The sequence below is a fragment of the Porphyromonas sp. HMSC077F02 genome, assembly GCF_001815465.1.
GTDB lineage: Bacteria > Bacteroidota > Bacteroidia > Bacteroidales > Porphyromonadaceae > Porphyromonas_A > Porphyromonas_A somerae.
On record NZ_KV820675.1, the window covers coordinates 14,542 to 30,605 of the forward strand.

A 16,064-nucleotide genomic window follows, 5' to 3' on the forward strand; every position below is an offset into this window, starting at 1 on the left:
TCGTTTAATTATTCTTTGATGCTTTTGACTGGGGCACCATCGGAGATGTTGATCAGTCCAGCTACTACTAGGCTATCGCCTTTTTGAAGCCCATCAAGGACCTCAATGTGATCTCCTACCGTGTTGCCGGCGGTGATGGCCTTTTGTAATGCCATACCGTTGCGTACAATGTAGACTTTTGCATCATTGATACTTCCGATGATGGCTTTACGAGGGATGAGTATGCCAGTTTGCTCCGATGCTCCTGCAAAGGAGATGGATACATACATGCCTGGGTGCAACCCCTGGGTGGCCTCTTTATCGAGCATCACATCTACGGGAAACGAAAGGGCTTGGTTGGCTTTGTCGCCGATCATGGAGATGTGCCCAGTGATCTCTCGGGTGGGGAAGAGTTCGCTCGTGAGGCGTACGCTCTGGCCTTTGGTGAGCTGAAGACGCTGTCGCTCGGTGACGTAACAAGAGACTTTGAGCTGGGAGTCGTCAACGATCTCAAAGAGCTTGGCACCTGGATTGAGGAAGCTCCCTACCTCTACGTAACTTTTGTAGACTTGGCCTGAGGTGGGGGCCACGACCGAAGCATCGGAATGGCGGCGACGAGCAGCAGTGTAACGCCCTTCGGTAGCGACCATCTGGGTATGCATAGCGGCTAGTTGCTGGTCGGAAACCCCTCCTTGTGCGTGTGCATTTTTGAAGCGTTGGTAGTCTCGCTGAGCTGCCTCAAAGGCTACCTTAGCCGACTCTGCATCGGCACCGAGGGTTTCGGCATCGATCTGCAGGAGCAATTGCCCCCTTGAAACTCTATCGCCTTCTTTCGCTCGAAGGGCAATGACACGCCCACCTATCGATGAAGTAAGGGTTTGGTCGTGAATGCCACGCACCAGTCCGTTGGCGGTGAAGTCTAGGGAGTAGGGGCGTTCGTTGACGATTTCTGTGCGAACTGCTACGGCTGTTTGGTCGAGTAGGATACCCTCTGTCTTGGCTGCAGTTCTTCTTTTATTGCCAATCAGGGTGAGCACGATGATCCCGATAACTACTATGATGACTATCGGGAGGAAAACTTTCTTTTTCATAAGAATATTTCGTTTTTAGTGGTTGTTTGTGATCATTTCCATGACTTCGCCATTGACTTTCTTTAAGTCTATGTAGGCTTTCATGTAGTCTCCTAAGGCGCTAGCATAGGAGAGCTGTGCCTGTATGAGGGATTGGGTGGCATTGAGTACGTCGGAGAGGGAGGCGAGGCCGGAGTCGAAGTTTTTCTGTGCTAGGTGGAATACCTCTTCGGCGAGGGCTTGGTTGTCTTTTTGTAGGGCGATGGTACTCTTGGTGTTTTGTAGCTTGAGGAGGGCATTTTGGCGTGCCATCTGTAGCGATTGCCCTAGCATCCGTAGATCCTCCTGTGCTTTGAGGAGGTCTATGTGGCTCTCCTTTACCTTGGCACTTCTCGAGAGTCCGCTGAAGATGGGGATTTTGAGATTGAGCCCCACCATGGCGGTGGGATAGCTATAGCTGTTACTACTCTTGAAGAGTTGGTCGCTCATCCTATTATATTGTAGGTTGAATATCAGGGTGAGAGTAGGAAGATACTCGTACTTCTTGGCTCTATTTTGTAGCTGGGCCATCTTTTCGCGTGCTAGTAATTGTCGGTAGGCGACTTGCTGCATGAGGTTGAAGGGTCTGAAGGTGTCGGCTTGGCTCTGACTGTCTACTAGTGAGAAGTCCATTGGCGGTAGCGAAATGGGTTGGTCGATATTCCATCCCATTTGTAACTTGAGTAGGTTTTTCTGTACCTCAAGGCCACTTTCAATAGCCGCTTTTTGCGTCTTTAGGTTGGTGAGATTGACCCGTACTCGGTCTACGTCGATACGCTTGACGAGGCCGTTGGCGTAGTTGACCTCCATCATTTTCAGCATCTTCTCTACAAGGTCTACACTTCTCCCCATCTGCTGTACGGCATAGTCTGTTACCTGAATGCCGTAGAATAGGGTGGCGGTCTTGGCCACTACCTCTTCCTCTGTAGCTTCAGCACCAAGTGCAGCCATCTCTTGGGATACCTTGGCGATGTCGAGGGCGTTGAAGAGTGGCATATTGAGTATCTGCTGGCTAAGGGCCACTCCTGCATTGGCCGTGTACTTTGTGCCCATCTCCACGGTCATGTACTGCGATGCATTGGGGTCGCGCATCTTCTCTGGGAGCATATTATTCATGAAGTTGGGCATCACAAACTTTGCCTTCTTTAGGTTGTCGTTGATGCCGGCAGAACCATTGATTTGCGGAAGAAGGGCTCCGAGCACCTCTTGGCGGGCTAGCTTTGCCTTTTGCTGCTCGTAAGCAGACTTCTGGATGTCGCTATTGTGCTGCAGCGCATATTCCAGGCAGTCGGATAGCGTGTAGACCTCTTGGGCAGTGGCTTGTGTGGTCATCAGAAGTAGGGCGGTGTACACAATCCACTTTCTCATCTTGCCAATTGAGGCGAAGGTGTCTGTGAATCGACCACCATCAGCATAAATGTTTTTGGATAGATACATGGTTGTGTGTTATTATTGTGTTGGTTGTTAGTTTTTATTCTTTGAGGAGCGCCCTTAGATAATACTTTATAATGTTGGCAAAGTATTCTTCCGAATAGGGGAGGCGACTACTGGTGACGGAGTGGATGTAAAATCCAAATATGGAGTAGGCCATATACTCACAGACGAAAGAAATGTCGATATCTGGGCGATAAACCCCTTCCTGGATCCCTTGCTGGAGGTTATTGGCCATTTTCTCCCGGAATAAATTGGAGCCCATAATGTGTCCGAGCATCGCTTGGTTGGGGTTGCTCTGCATGAGGTCGGAGAAAAATATGGGATTGAGCTCGGTAAATAGGTCGTCGAGCTGATTGAAACAGCGTATGACGCTCTCTTTGGCACTTATATCGGGATTATCTAGATCTTTCAATGCGGTCTTGAAGTCTTCAGAGATCGCCTGGACGCACTCTTTAAGTAGTTCATCTTTAGAGCTGAAGTTATTGTACAGGGTTTTCTTGGTGATGCCCATCTTCGTCGCCATCTCATCTAGGGAAAGTCTGAAGCCTTCTTGCTTTAGGATCTCTATTGCTTTTCCGATATATTGTTTTTTGCGGTCGGTACTCATATAGTTGGTTGTTTTTAGTATGATTCGTTGTATCTTGGGACAAAGATACACTTTTTCTACTATAATAGTGTAATTTGTGCATATTTGTTTCTTTCTTGACTCTAATATTTTTGTAATAGGCATATAATCAATTGGTTATAGGAGTGTTAAAATTAGGCTTTTGTTGGGTTTTGCGAAGAAAAAGACGGGTATTATTGTTTTTCGCCATATTATTGCCGCCAAATGGTGCGGATAGGGATTATTTGGAGAATGTTGCACGAAGTGCCATTCTCGCACATTTGCTTCAAAATGTGCTGAGACTTTGAACGAAGGATGAGATGCAAGGCGCTGAGGGTGAGGGCGCTGGGAGCGTACTCACGTACGTGACCGAGCCCGAATCCCGAAAGTAACGCCGCAGATCGCCTTCGTGCAATAGTCTCATTTGGGGCGTTTGTAACCTATTGATAATGAGTGCTGTATTTTGGCGTTAGTTGAGTTGCAACTAAGCAATTGCTTTGTTGCATCTCGTCGTTTGCTTAGTTGCAACTCGCCGATTGCTTAGTTGCAACTCAACTTTTGGCCTGCTCAGCTCTTAGATTTTTGGGGAAGTTATCGGGGGATAGCTTCTATCTAATTTAAGTAAATAGGTGCTTTCTTATTTAGAAATTGGTAAGATTGAGGTGATAATTAGATTAGTTATGAAAATATTATATATATTTGTAGGTAGTAATAGTTGCATTATTAATATTATGACGGAGAACGAATTTAGATTATTATTTGATACCAATCCTAAGAATCTGCAGTATAAGCGACAGATTGTGGAGTATCTAGTGGATAATGGTCCTGAGACCTTGCCGGTATTGGCTCGCTTCTTGGGGGTGAGTGTGCCGACGATCAGTAAGCTGGTGGGGGAGCTGGTGGATCATGGGCTCTTGCGTAATTTTGGTAAGCTGGAGGCCTCTACCGGTCGGCACCCCTTTCTATTTGGGCTGACCGATAAGGACTTTTACTTCCTAGGGGTGGACTTTTCTTCCGAGCATATTAGCTTTGTACTGATGGACTTCTCGGGTAATCAGGTGCACTCCCAGATGGATATCCCCTTTAGGTTTGCCAATACAAAGGAGTGCCTCAATACTATTTGCAATGAAGTCAATAATTATATGGATCACGAAATAGATGTGCCACGTCACTCTATTGTGAGCATCGGTATCAATATTTTGGGCCGTCTCAATCCACATACTGGCTATAGCTATACCTACTTCAATTTTGAAGGGACTCCTCTCGCCACCTATTTTACTAATACCTTCGGCATCCCTACATTTATCGATAACGACTCGCGTGCTGCTGCATACGGGGAGTACATGCTGCATTATCGGCAGAAGGGGGAGAATCTGCTCTTCGTGCATGCTACGTGGGGGCTTGGTCTAGGCATCATTATCAATGGTGAGCCCTATGCGGGAAAGTCGGGCTTTAGTGGAGAGTTTGGGCATACCCATTGCTATGAGAATGAAGTGATTTGCCATTGCGGGAAGAAGGGTTGCTTGGAGACTGAAGCCTCTGGACGTGCTATGCACCGTAAGTTTATTGAGCGTGTGAAGCAGGGTGACCGCTCTATCATCACAGATAGTGGAAAGAAGATTGAGGATATCACGCTGGATGACCTGATTGAGGCGACGCTGAAGGAGGATATGCTCTGTATTGAGATTCTGGAGGAGGTGGGTGAGCAGCTAGGCTTGCACCTTGCCAATCTCATCAATATCTTCAATCCTCACGTGGTGGTAATAGGTGGACCGCTGGCACAGGTGGGTGACTACCTTATCCACCCCATCCATAGTGCTATACGCAAGTATTCGCTTAATATGGTGAATCAAGATACGGAGCTGAAGCAGTCGATACTTCTCCACTATGCTGGTGTGATGGGGGCTTGTATGCTAGCAAGGAAAAAGGCAATCGCCTCCCTCACCGACTGACCTAGTCTCTTTCCATAAAACAAAGGTCGTTCAAAGCGTTGGCTCTGGACGACCTTCATTTATTCTTAGTTTCATCTACTCTGCAGTTTTCTTGATGCGGGCGAGGTAGCAGGAGCGACAGAGGCAGGCGTATTCTTTCATCGCCCCGAGTACCACTACGCGGTCGTCATCGCCAAGGCGGTAGGAGAAGTTGGCGGGGGCGCCACAGTCCATACAGACGGCATGTACCTTGGTGACCCTATCGGCGATACTCATTAGGGCAGGCATTGGCCCGAAGGGACGGCGCATAAAGTCCATATCGAGCCCTGAGACGATCACCCGAATGCCATTATCCGACAATTTCTGACAAACGTCTATGATGCCGTCATCCATAAACTGAGCTTCATCTATGCCCACCACATCTGCATCCTTAATTAGGTCTAGCATTTGTGCTGAGTTGGAAATGGGGATGCTTGGAATGGAGTTTTTGTCGTGACTTACCACATTAGTTGCGTGGTAGCGGGTGTCGGTGACCGGCTTGAACACCACTACCTTGAGCCGTGCGATGAGTGCCCTCTTGATGCGTCGCATCAGCTCCTCCGTTTTGCCCGAAAACATTGAGCCACAGATTACCTCTAGCACTCCTGTGCGTACCCCTTGCTGGTGGTACCCTTCTGTGAATTGATCGTCTAGTGTCATATCTTATCAGATTATTCTTTACGTAGTTTGGCAAATTTGAGAATCAACTGGCGAACTGAGCCATCCTCCAATCGTACACTCACTTTACTCCCCATAATCGAAGTATCCACAAAACCAAGGATTTCACACCTTCCTAGGTGGTTGTGATAGACGATGTCGCCTTTCTTTAGGTCGGTATCGGCTGCGGTATCTGTGAGCACCTCATCTTCTCTTCCACTTGGACCATCACTACCTATCTGCCGACTATGCTTGATGCGAGTCATCCGTTTCGGAGCTGAAGGTGTAGGGGGAAGGTCTCGATGCAATTGCTGTAGCTTTTCAATGGCTTTCTGCATCACTCCTCCCGAAACGATTCCAGAATTATCCTTCACATACTTCGGGTCGAGCTCTCTGAGGAAGCGGCTTGGCATAGCCATATTGGTTTGCCCATTTACCATCCTCTCCCTTGCATAGCTCAGGGTACAGTGTTCTTTCGCACGTGTAATTGCCACGTAGAGTAGGCGACGCTCCTCCTCAATATCAGCTATACCAGTGCTTCTATTACTTGGAATTATACCCTCCTCTAGTCCCACACAAAATATATGGTCAAATTCAAGGCCTTTGGAGGCGTGCATGGTCATCAGAGTCACCTTTGGGGTGTCGTCGTCTTCAGTGTCTTGGTCGGTATAAAGCGTCATCTCCCTTACAAAGTCCTCAAGAGAAGGCTCCTCATCGTCCTGTTCCAATTTCCTTCGGGTAATAAAATCATCTAGGGCACTTACCAGCTCCGCAATGTTGTCCATTCTAGACTGTCCCTCTACGCTCCCATCATTGTACATAGCCTTTAGCCCTGTTAGTTCAATGACCTTCTGGAGATAGGGGATTGGAGCTAGATCATCAGCTAGACTTGTAATCACCTCTATCAGCTCCACGAAAGCACTTAGCTTGCTGATCCCTGCACCTCGCACCACACCTGAGAGTTGCTCTGGACTTTTGGCGGTGCTCATCAGAGACAACCCCTTTTCATTGGCCACTTTAGCTATGCCTTCAAAGGTCACCGCCCCGATCCCTCTTGCCGGCACATTGTAGACCCTTCGGAAGGCCTCATCATCATCAGGATTGATCACCAACCTTAGATAAGCGAGTAAATCCTTCACCTCCTTTCTATCGAAAAAGGAGAGCCCACCGTATATGCGGGTGGGGATGCTAAACATCTTGAGATACTGCTCTAGCAATCTACTCTGTGCATTGGTGCGATACAGAATGGCAATATCCTCAGGGTTGGTATCTGAATGGATGAGTTGATTGACTTGTGCCGCCACCTGCTGCGCCTCCATAGGGGCATTAAACGACTCAAAAAGCAGTGATTTCTCACCTTTACCAGCTACTGCCTCTACCACCTTAGGGATCCGCTTTTCATTTTTGGCGATCAACCCATTAGCTAGCTCGACAATATTGCCAGTCGAGCGGTAATTCTTGGTGAGCTTAAATAGCTTAGCCCCTGGGAAGGTAGTTTGGAAGTTGATGATATTATCTATCACCGCCCCTCTAAAAGAGTAAATACTCTGAGCATCATCACCCACTACCATCAGCTCCGTAGAAGGTCCTTTGAGTTGCTGAACAATCTTATGCTGAACCCTATTAGTATCTTGGTACTCATCGATGAGAATGTACCTAAACCTCTCATGGAAGGTGGCTTTTACATCTTCATGTTGTTGCAGCAGTCGAAGCATATTCAGCAGAAGGTCATCAAAGTCCATTGCATTAGCTCGTTGGCACCTCGCCTCGTACTCCCGATATATTTTGGGCAATGCGGGTACGCTTTTTCGGAGGTCATGCCTATGGGTTACCATCTCATCTGCTAGGTCTCTAGGCGAAAGCCCACTATTTTTAGCATTAGAGATCTCCGCCTGAATGTAGCTGGGCTTGTACATCTTTTCATCTAGTTGGAGCTCTTTCACGATCATCTTCACCAAAGACTTAGAGTCGGTGGTATCATAGATTGTATACGAATGATTGTACCCTAAGCGGTCGGCATAGCTCCTCAAAAAGCGAGCAAATACCGAGTGAAACGTCCCCATAGTGATCAATCCTGCCACCGGGCCTCCTACCAGTGTGCCGATACGCTCTCGCATCTCCCGAGCTGCTTTATTGGTAAAGGTGAGTGCTAATATCTGGAACGGAGCCACCCCTTCGGTAAGGAGGTAAGCGATCTTTGTGGTGAGCACCCTCGTTTTGCCCGACCCAGCACCTGCCAGTATCAAGCTATCAGAGCCGCTATGGACTACCGCCTCCTTTTGCTCAGGATTGAGCTCCTTAAGTAGTTCTTCTCTATTCATTTTGCTTTAATTCATCCCTTAAGAAAGGAGTGGTATACCCCTTATCTTGTGCGATCATCTCTTCTGGAGTTCCTTCAAAAACAATGCGACCTCCCTTTTCGCCTCCCTCAGGACCTATCTCAATGATATGATCCGCCACTTTGATGACATCTAGATTGTGCTCAATGATCACTACCGTATTGCATTTGTCTACCAATTTCTGAAGAATATTCATCAGTACCCGGATATCCTCAAAATGAAGTCCTGTAGTGGGTTCATCGAGGAAGTAAACCGTCTTCCCCGTATCCCGCTTCATCAATTCTGTGGCGAGCTTTACCCGCTGTGCCTCCCCACCAGATAGCGTATTGCTCGACTGTCCTAGCTTGATGTAGCCCAGCCCCACATCTTGTAGAGCCTTTATCTTCCGTAGGATATTTGGCTGGGTGTCGAAAAACTCTACCGCCATATTCACTGTCATATCCAGTACATCGGCGATTGATTTTCCTTTGTACCTCACCTCCAACGTCTCCCGATTATAGCGACGCCCTTTACACGTCTCGCACGGCACATAGACATCGGGTAGGAAGTTCATCTCAATCTTTTTATAACCATTGCCTTTGCAGGTCTCACATCGTCCACCCTTCACATTAAATGAGAAACGCCCTGGCTTATAGGCACGAATCTTGCTCTCCGGCATCTCCACAAAGAGATTGCGGATATCTGTAAACACCCCCGTATAGGTCGCAGGATTGCTTCGTGGCATCTTTCCAATGGGTGATTGATCTACCTGCACCACCTTATCTACCTCTTCAATCCCCTCAATTGTTTTATAGGGTAGGGGTTCCTCCAAAGAGCGATAAAAGTGCTTGGAGAGGGCTGGGTAAAGGGTGTCATTGATGTAGGTTGACTTCCCGCTCCCCGATACTCCCGTCACCAGTACTAGTTTTCCTAATGGAATCTCTAGCGTATCCCCTTTCAGGTTATTCCCAGTGGCGCCAATCAATCGGAGCGAACTTCCTTTCCCCTTTCTCCGACTAGTGGGCACCTCTATAGCCTTGGTGCCATTAAGATACTGTGCTGTAAGGGTGTCCGCCTTGAGCATCTCCTTTGGCGTGCCACTATAGATTACCTTTCCACCCTTGCGTCCAGCTCCAGGACCCATGTCTACGATGTAGTCTGCTGCCAGCATCATATCCTTATCGTGCTCTACCACGATCAGCGAATTGCCTTGATCCCGAAGTCGTTTTAGTGATTCTATCAGCCTTGTATTATCTCTCTGGTGCAGGCCGATGCTCGGCTCATCTAGAATATAAAGCACATTCACCAGCTTACTTCCTAGCTGTGTGGCCAGCCTAATTCTCTGCATCTCTCCGCCCGAAAGCGAACCAGTGGTACGATTAAGTGTGAGGTAGTCCAATCCCATCTCCAGTAGAAACTCCAGGCGGCTCACTATCTCTTTGATAATCTCCTTCGCCACCACCTTTTTCCGCTTCTCAATCTTGTCGGAGACCCCCTTGATCCACTCTAGTAGCTTAGGAAGCGACCAATTACAAACCTCAGAAATATCGTGCCCATCAATCTTAAAAGAGAGTGCTACCTTATTAAGTCGCTTACCTCCGCAAGATGGACAACACTTGTAAGTACTAAACTGATTGGCCCACTTACGTATTTTGCTCGATTCCTCCTCGTCTGCTAAAGCCCTGAGATAGGCAATCAGCCCATCATACGAAAAGAGACGCTCCACCTTACCTGTTGCCTCCACTTTGTGCTTGAGAGGATAGTCTACACCATTCATAATATCATCCATCAGCTCCTCTGGAAACTCCTTAATCGGGTCATTGATGGTGAAACCGTGGTGCTCAGTGATCGCCTCTAGTTGCTTAAATATCATATTGGGCTTAAAGTTGCCCAATGGAGCCAGTCCTCCCTGACGAATGGTTCGAGAGGGGTCGGGGATGATCTTTGTCATATCAGGAGCCGGAACCTCCCCAATGCCCTTACACTTGGGGCAAGCTCCCTGGGGTGAGTTAAAGGAAAAGGTATGTGGTGCTGGCTCTTCAAAGCTTTCGCCCGTCTCGGCATCCATCAATTGCTTACTGTAAAATAGGGGCTCCTCTGTAGATTGATACTTCTGAACCATCACGACGCCTTTTCCAAGATGAAGTGCCACTCGAAGTGCCTCCTTTAACCGAGAAAGCGACTCTTCATTCTCTTGTAGAGCCAACTTATCAATAAGCACCTCTACCCTATGGTTTTGGTATCGTGCTAATGCCAGTCCGGGTTTCAGCTCCAGCATCTCTCCGTCGGCACGAACATAGAGATAGCCCTTTCGTCGCATACTCTCCAGAAGCTCCCGGTAGTGCCCTTTTCGATCCCGCACTATCGGGGCAAATATTTGGATGCGTTGGTTGTTGAAGTCCCTACATACCATAGCGAAGATTTGCTCCTCATTGTGGCTGACCATCGCCTTGCCCCCTTTGCTATAAGCGGTAGCGGTGCGTGCATAGAGCAGTCGCAAAAAGTCATAGATTTCTGTCGTGGTGCCTATGGTACTCCTTGGGTTCTTGACAGTGGTCTTTTGCTCGATGGAGATAACAGGCGAGAGCCCAATGATTTGGTCTACGTCTGGACGTTCGAGATTACCGAGGAAGCCTCTTGCGTATGCCGAAAAGGTCTCAATATAACGTCTGTTCCCCTCCGCATATATGGTGTCAAATGCAAGCGACGACTTTCCACTACCACTCAAGCCTGTGACTACAGCAAGTGAATGGCGAGGAATCTCTACATCTATATCTTTGAGATTGTGTTCGCGAGCCCCCAGCACCACCAATTGTTGCTCTTGTGACTGGCTATTTATATTATTATTCTTGTCCATTTTTACTACCCTATATGACTTGCAAACTTAACCATTTTATTTGAGGTGTTCATCTAAAATAATAGATGGGGTCAGCAGATTCTCCTTGCGGGTTAGCCCCCTTGTCAAGAACAAGACAATTACATGGGTAGATCGCCATCTCAATGTGCCTCCATAAAACCTCCATGCTAGTAGGGAAAAGTTGAGATGCAACTAAGCAATCGGCAAGTTGCAACTAAGCATTTGCCGAGTTGCATCTCGCCGATTGCTTAGTTGCATCTCGGTTGACGCTAATATATAGTGTTGAATTTCAATTGATTGTAAAAGGAGTCTCAAAGACCCTTTTTTAGCCTGATTCTTCATCTTATTTTGCAGCTTGAAATCCTGAAAAGTAGGGCGCCTCGTGTGGGGGTAAAGTATATGATTACAATGCCACAGTTGCTAAAATGCGAAGAGGCATATTACCTTCCATGAGACTGTTGCACGAAGGCGATCTGCGGCGTTGCTATCGGAATTCGGGTTCGGTCACGTACGTGAGTACGCTCCCTTCACCCTCATCCTCAGCGCCTTGCATCTCATCCTTCGTGCAAATTCTCTTCCTTCATTTTGACCCGATCATAAAAATAGAGGAGCAAAGGGAGATAATGAACTCCCTTTGCTCCTCTAAATATGCTTATTAAGTCTTACTCTTGCTCTAGGCGAAGAGTCTCAGTTGTCTGGTCACAAACCTCGCTAGGTCCAAAATATTGGATCGGTCCTGGATAGACAAAGCAGGTCTCGTGAGCCCACTTATCACGATACTGTTCAAAGGTCTTGAAAGGCTTGCCCTCAAGTTCTACCAGTGCCTTGCGGATAACAGGCTTCATGGAACCGTGGCGGCGCTCCATATTCATCATCATAGTGATAGGAATACCACCAGCCTTCCACTCTGCTGCAGGGCGAGTAGTATTGCGGATAGAGCTCATATAGCCCGTCTTGCCTGCTGCAATCAATTGAGCTGCATTGGAGCCAAGGCTATAGCAGTAGTCGGCATCAAAGTTGGATGGAGCAGCACAACGACCTTCGTACCCGAAGAAGTGACGCTGGATGCTAAATTTGCCAACATACTTACCCTCTGCTTTCCACTCCTTGAGCTTCTCCTTAACCATTTCGGCAAGGAGTTTCTCAGTCTCAATCAAAGATACCTGGACATTGCCGTGAGGGTCACGGTCTAGGGTAAGCTGGCGTGCTACATCCTCTGGCAGTGACTTGAAGACCTTGCTATTCTCTGCAGAAAGGCGGTCTATTACAAACTCTCTCTGAGCCTCCTTATTTAGCTTGGCAAATGCATCGCCCTCATGGGCTAATAGATCATTGAGCTCGGCAATGAGGGCATTCATTGCTGGAATAAACTCAATCAAACCCTCAGGGATCAATACCGTACCGAAATTAAGACCTTCTTTCGCTCTATCAGCTACGATCTGAGCAATATAGGTGACGATATCATCAAGACTTTGTTCCTTTGCCAGTACCTCCTCAGAGACGATGCAGATATTAGGCTGGGTTTGAAGAGCACACTCCAAAGCAATATGCGAAGCGGAGCGACCCATCAACTTGATGAAGTGCCAATACTTACGTGCAGAGTTGCAGTCTCTCTGGATATTGCCAATCAATTCAGAGTAGACCTTAGTGGCGGTATCAAAACCAAAGGAGCTCTCAATCTGCTCATTCTTAAGGTCGCCATCAATAGTCTTTGGGCAACCCAATACCTGTACACCAGCATTGATCTTCTTGTAGTACTCTGCCAAAACGCATGCATTGGTGTTGGAGTCGTCACCACCGATAATGACGAGTGCCTGGATATCTAGCTTACGAAGGATGATTAGACCCTTATCAAACTGCTCCTCAGTCTCAAGCTTGGTACGACCAGAGCCGATGATATCAAAACCACCAGTATTGCGGTACTCATCCATAATTTCGCTGGTGATCTCCATATACTTATGGTCGATAAGTCCGGCAGGACCCATCAGGAAGCCATAGAGCCGGCTATCCTTATTTATCTTCTTGAGACCGTCAAAGATACCTGCAATCACATTGTGGCCGCCAGGAGCTTGACCACCTGATAGGATCACGCCGACGTTGATTGGCTTGGTGTGCAATGGCGCATCTCCCTTTTTAAACGCAATAGTAGGAAGTCCGTAGGTATTTGGGAAGAGTTGCTTAATCTCCTCTTGGTCATCTACTGAGTGGGTAGGATTACCCTCTACTACCTTTACATTGCCCTTTAGTGCATTGGGAAGTTTAGGCTCATATTTTGAGCGAGCCTTTTGAAGTGGACTAATTGTTCTCATCTTTCTTATCTAAATTATATAGTTGAATAACCTATCTATCTCTATGAAAGTCGAAGCGCTTCGGCTCTCTATCTCTGCTTCGAGTGCCTGGGCGTTTTTGGTCATTGGTACGGACAAATATCAGCATCAATGCTAGATTAACCACCAAAATCAAGGTGCAACCCCCAAAGAGTAGCCCCTTGGCGCCTGGTAGTAGTACAAAGAAGAGTATACTACCTATCAGACACAATACAATCAGCACAAGAAGTGTCCGCTTAAAACCTTTCCAAAATCCAGCAGATGGTGCCATAACCTTACTTATAAACTATTTTAATTATCGGCTTACTTTACAAAGATACTCATTTATCGCCAATAAACCGCTATTTAATAGGTAATTTAGGACCGTTATAAAGAGACGTTTTTGTGGTGGTTGCTACTTTTTTGTATCTTTGAAGAAGAGGTATGGGAGTGATGAAATATACTATATAATATAGGAGTGCGAGAAGAAGATGGAACGGATTTTAGTAACAGGTGGTGAGGAGCTATTGGCTCGACACTTTGAGAGGATGTATCGTGGGGTCTATGATGTACGACTGCTTTGTCGGTGTCCTTCAAGAGCTGGTGAGTTTTATTGGAATCCTCTACGTGACGAGCTAGACCCGGCCGCTTTAGAGGGGGTGAATCATATAGTACATACGGCTGGTATAGCTGGCGTGGGAAGTCGCCTAGACCTTAGAGGTAGGGATCGCTTGTGGCGTGAGCGTGTGGGAGGTGCCGCTTTGATCGGGCGTCATCTATTGGCTAGTGGTGCTCAGCTTGAGAGCTTCGTAAACGTTTCTTCTACAGCTATATATGGAAGTGGCCTAGACCCATACATTCACACTGAAGCATCACCTGTCGGGAGTGGTTTCCTTGCCGGTCTCTATGTAGGTGGTGAGGAGGAAGCGTATCTACTTGAGGCCGAAGCATTGGCTAAGAGGTGGGTATCGCTTAGAATGGGAGAGGTGCTTTGTGGTTATGGCGGAGTGCTACCATATATGGCCGTTGGTGGTAATTATGGACTTGCCCTACTGTGTGGCATAGGTCAACAGCTAGTGCCTTGGGTGCATGTGAGTGATGCCATGAGGTCTATTTGGCTAGCTATTGAAAACCGTGAGATGCGTGGGGTGTACAATGTCGTTGCTCCAGAATGGGTTAGTTATCGGGAGATAGCTACACTATCGGCTCAGATGAAGAGTGGACGCTCACTCCCTTTACCTATCCCTCGTGGTGTATGGCGTGCTGCTGTCGGGGCTTGGGGCGGTCCACTGATGCATAGCCAGAGGGTCGCTTCTGAGCGGATTGAGGAGCTGGGTTTTGACTACTTATATCCAGATATTTCTGGAGCATTGCAACATATTTATGGGGAATAATGAAGGATTGGGAAAGCTTTACCTAATCCCCATAGAGCTGGGTAATGTGGAGGTAGAGCAGTATCAACCACAGCGGACATTGGAGCTCCTTGGTCGACTTCGCTATTATGTGGTGGAAAATGCTCGGACTGCTCGAAGATATTTGTCCCGGTCGGTGCCAGGGCTAGATATTTCCTCTTTGACAATCTATGAGCTAGATAAGCATCAAGGGTATTCCTATCCTCGGGAGGAGGTTATGGAACTACTTCGTCAGGGTGAAGATGTGGGAGTGATGAGTGAGGCAGGTTGCCCTGGGGTAGCCGACCCTGGTCACCGTGTCGTGATTGATTGCCACCGTGCTGGTATGCGAGTGGTTCCCTTGGTAGGACCTTCGTCTATCTTACTTTCTCTAATGGCTTCTGGATTTAATGGTCAATATTTTACCTTTTATGGTTATCTCCCACATGACCGTGCCTCACGGCGTCAGCAGCTACTAGAGTGCCAACGTCGTGTGCTGGATAAGGGAGAAACACAGATATTTATTGAAGCACCTTATCGGAATGACCAATTGATAAGAGAGCTGTGCGACCTTCTCTCCCCAACGCTGTGCCTTTCTGTGGCTGTGGACTTGACTACAAGTGAGGAGGAAATCACCACTTTGCCACTTTCGATTTGGTCAAAGCGTCTAAAGGGTGGTCTTTCTTACCACAAGCGCCCTGCAATCTTTTTGCTAGGTAGGGAAGACGACTAATCGACTCCTCTAATTAGTAGCTTTTATTTATCGGATTATATTGTGAGAAGAGATGATGATTAAGGTGTATGATGATTCTGCAACGCCAGAGAGGGTGCTTGCAACGCTATCTGAGGCTTTGGGTCGTGGAGAGCTTTTGATTCTTCCTACCGACACTCGATACAGCTTGTGTGGTGACGCACTCAATCAAGTGTGTGTAAAGGAATTAGCCCGAATAAAGGGAGTTGAAGTAGAGCGTACTACCTTTTCACTCCTCTTGAGCAATCTCTCACAGGTTAGTGAGTATGCTCGTATGGATGATTCAGCTTTTCGACTTATGCGTCGCAATTGTCCAGGTCCCTTTACCTTTGTTTTACCAACGGGGCACAACCTTCCACGGCTTTATCGTGGGCGTAAGGAGGTGGGGATTCGCATCCCTAGACATCGCTTTGTGAGAGATCTTGTCGACTATTTCGGTCATCCATTAACTGGTTTTTCTCTACCTTTAGATCGAGATAGTACTGATGATGAAGCTTATGGTTATGACCCAAGTCTGATGGAAGAACAGTGGGGTAATGAGGTGGCTTATGTGGTAGATGGAGGAATAGGGCAGCTTGTAGATAGCACTGTGGTCTCTTGCCTTCAAGAACCATTTGAGGTGATAAGAGAAGGAGTAGAAGTGCTTAAATAATATAGAATATGGCTTAATTAAGATATAAAATAGATT

Annotated in this window: 12 protein-coding genes; 4 read left to right on the plus strand and 8 right to left on the minus strand. The window is 47.3% G+C overall.

Annotation, left to right across the window (positions count from 1 at the left end):
• Window positions 1-8 precede the first annotated feature (8 nt).
• From HMPREF3027_RS05685 to HMPREF3027_RS05695, 3 genes are all read right to left on the minus strand, one after another.
• Window positions 9-1,070, minus strand: a complete 1,062-nt coding sequence (locus HMPREF3027_RS05685) for an efflux RND transporter periplasmic adaptor subunit (protein ID WP_070707585.1) — start codon at window positions 1,068-1,070, stop codon at window positions 9-11.
• A 15-nt stretch (window positions 1,071-1,085) separates the two neighbouring features.
• Window positions 1,086-2,456: a TolC family protein gene (locus tag HMPREF3027_RS05690; RefSeq protein ID WP_070707679.1), complete on the minus strand. Its 1,371-nt coding sequence runs from the start codon at window positions 2,454-2,456 to the stop codon at window positions 1,086-1,088.
• A 103-nt stretch (window positions 2,457-2,559) separates the two neighbouring features.
• Window positions 2,560-3,129: a TetR/AcrR family transcriptional regulator gene (locus HMPREF3027_RS05695; RefSeq protein ID WP_070707586.1), complete on the minus strand. Its 570-nt coding sequence runs from the start codon at window positions 3,127-3,129 to the stop codon at window positions 2,560-2,562.
• A gap of 728 nt (window positions 3,130-3,857) precedes the next feature.
• On the opposite strand from HMPREF3027_RS05695, the gene HMPREF3027_RS05700 reads away from it, so the two are divergent.
• On the plus strand, window positions 3,858-5,078 hold the full coding sequence (locus HMPREF3027_RS05700) for an ROK family transcriptional regulator (RefSeq protein ID WP_070707680.1): 1,221 nt from the start codon (window positions 3,858-3,860) through the stop codon (window positions 5,076-5,078).
• A gap of 75 nt (window positions 5,079-5,153) precedes the next feature.
• On the opposite strand, the gene HMPREF3027_RS05705 is transcribed toward HMPREF3027_RS05700, so the two are convergent.
• The 5 genes from HMPREF3027_RS05705 to HMPREF3027_RS05725 all read right to left on the minus strand — a co-directional run bounded on the left by HMPREF3027_RS05705 (window position 5,154) and on the right by HMPREF3027_RS05725 (window position 13,526).
• Window positions 5,154-5,756, minus strand: coding sequence for a thymidine kinase (locus tag HMPREF3027_RS05705; RefSeq protein WP_070707587.1), 603 nt, complete (start codon window positions 5,754-5,756; stop codon window positions 5,154-5,156).
• Window positions 5,757-5,767: 11 nt separating this feature from the next.
• A complete protein-coding gene (locus tag HMPREF3027_RS05710; RefSeq protein ID WP_070707588.1) occupies window positions 5,768-8,074 on the minus strand; it encodes an ATP-dependent helicase in 2,307 nt (768 codons plus the stop codon).
• On the minus strand, window positions 8,067-10,928 hold the full coding sequence (gene uvrA, locus HMPREF3027_RS05715; RefSeq protein WP_070707589.1) for an excinuclease ABC subunit UvrA: 2,862 nt from the start codon (window positions 10,926-10,928) through the stop codon (window positions 8,067-8,069). The genes HMPREF3027_RS05710 and uvrA overlap by 8 nt, the downstream gene beginning before the upstream one ends.
• 662 nt (window positions 10,929-11,590) lie before the next feature.
• On the minus strand, window positions 11,591-13,237 hold the full coding sequence (locus HMPREF3027_RS05720) for a diphosphate--fructose-6-phosphate 1-phosphotransferase (protein WP_070707590.1): 1,647 nt from the start codon (window positions 13,235-13,237) through the stop codon (window positions 11,591-11,593).
• A 31-nt stretch (window positions 13,238-13,268) separates the two neighbouring features.
• Window positions 13,269-13,526: a hypothetical protein gene (locus HMPREF3027_RS05725; protein WP_070707591.1), complete on the minus strand. Its 258-nt coding sequence runs from the start codon at window positions 13,524-13,526 to the stop codon at window positions 13,269-13,271.
• A gap of 199 nt (window positions 13,527-13,725) precedes the next feature.
• On the opposite strand from HMPREF3027_RS05725, the gene HMPREF3027_RS05730 reads away from it, so the two are divergent.
• From HMPREF3027_RS05730 to HMPREF3027_RS05740, 3 genes are read left to right on the plus strand one after another with little or no spacing between them, the layout of a single operon-like run.
• The gene (locus HMPREF3027_RS05730) at window positions 13,726-14,628 is read left to right on the plus strand and encodes a DUF1731 domain-containing protein (RefSeq protein WP_070707592.1); all 903 of its coding nucleotides are present in this window, start codon (window positions 13,726-13,728) and stop codon (window positions 14,626-14,628) included.
• Complete coding sequence (locus HMPREF3027_RS05735; RefSeq protein WP_070707593.1) at window positions 14,618-15,358, plus strand: SAM-dependent methyltransferase; 741 nt, start codon at window positions 14,618-14,620, stop codon at window positions 15,356-15,358. The genes HMPREF3027_RS05730 and HMPREF3027_RS05735 overlap by 11 nt, the downstream gene beginning before the upstream one ends.
• Window positions 15,359-15,410: 52 nt before the next feature.
• On the plus strand, window positions 15,411-16,028 hold the full coding sequence (locus HMPREF3027_RS05740; protein ID WP_070707594.1) for an L-threonylcarbamoyladenylate synthase: 618 nt from the start codon (window positions 15,411-15,413) through the stop codon (window positions 16,026-16,028).
• Window positions 16,029-16,064 lie beyond the last annotated feature (36 nt).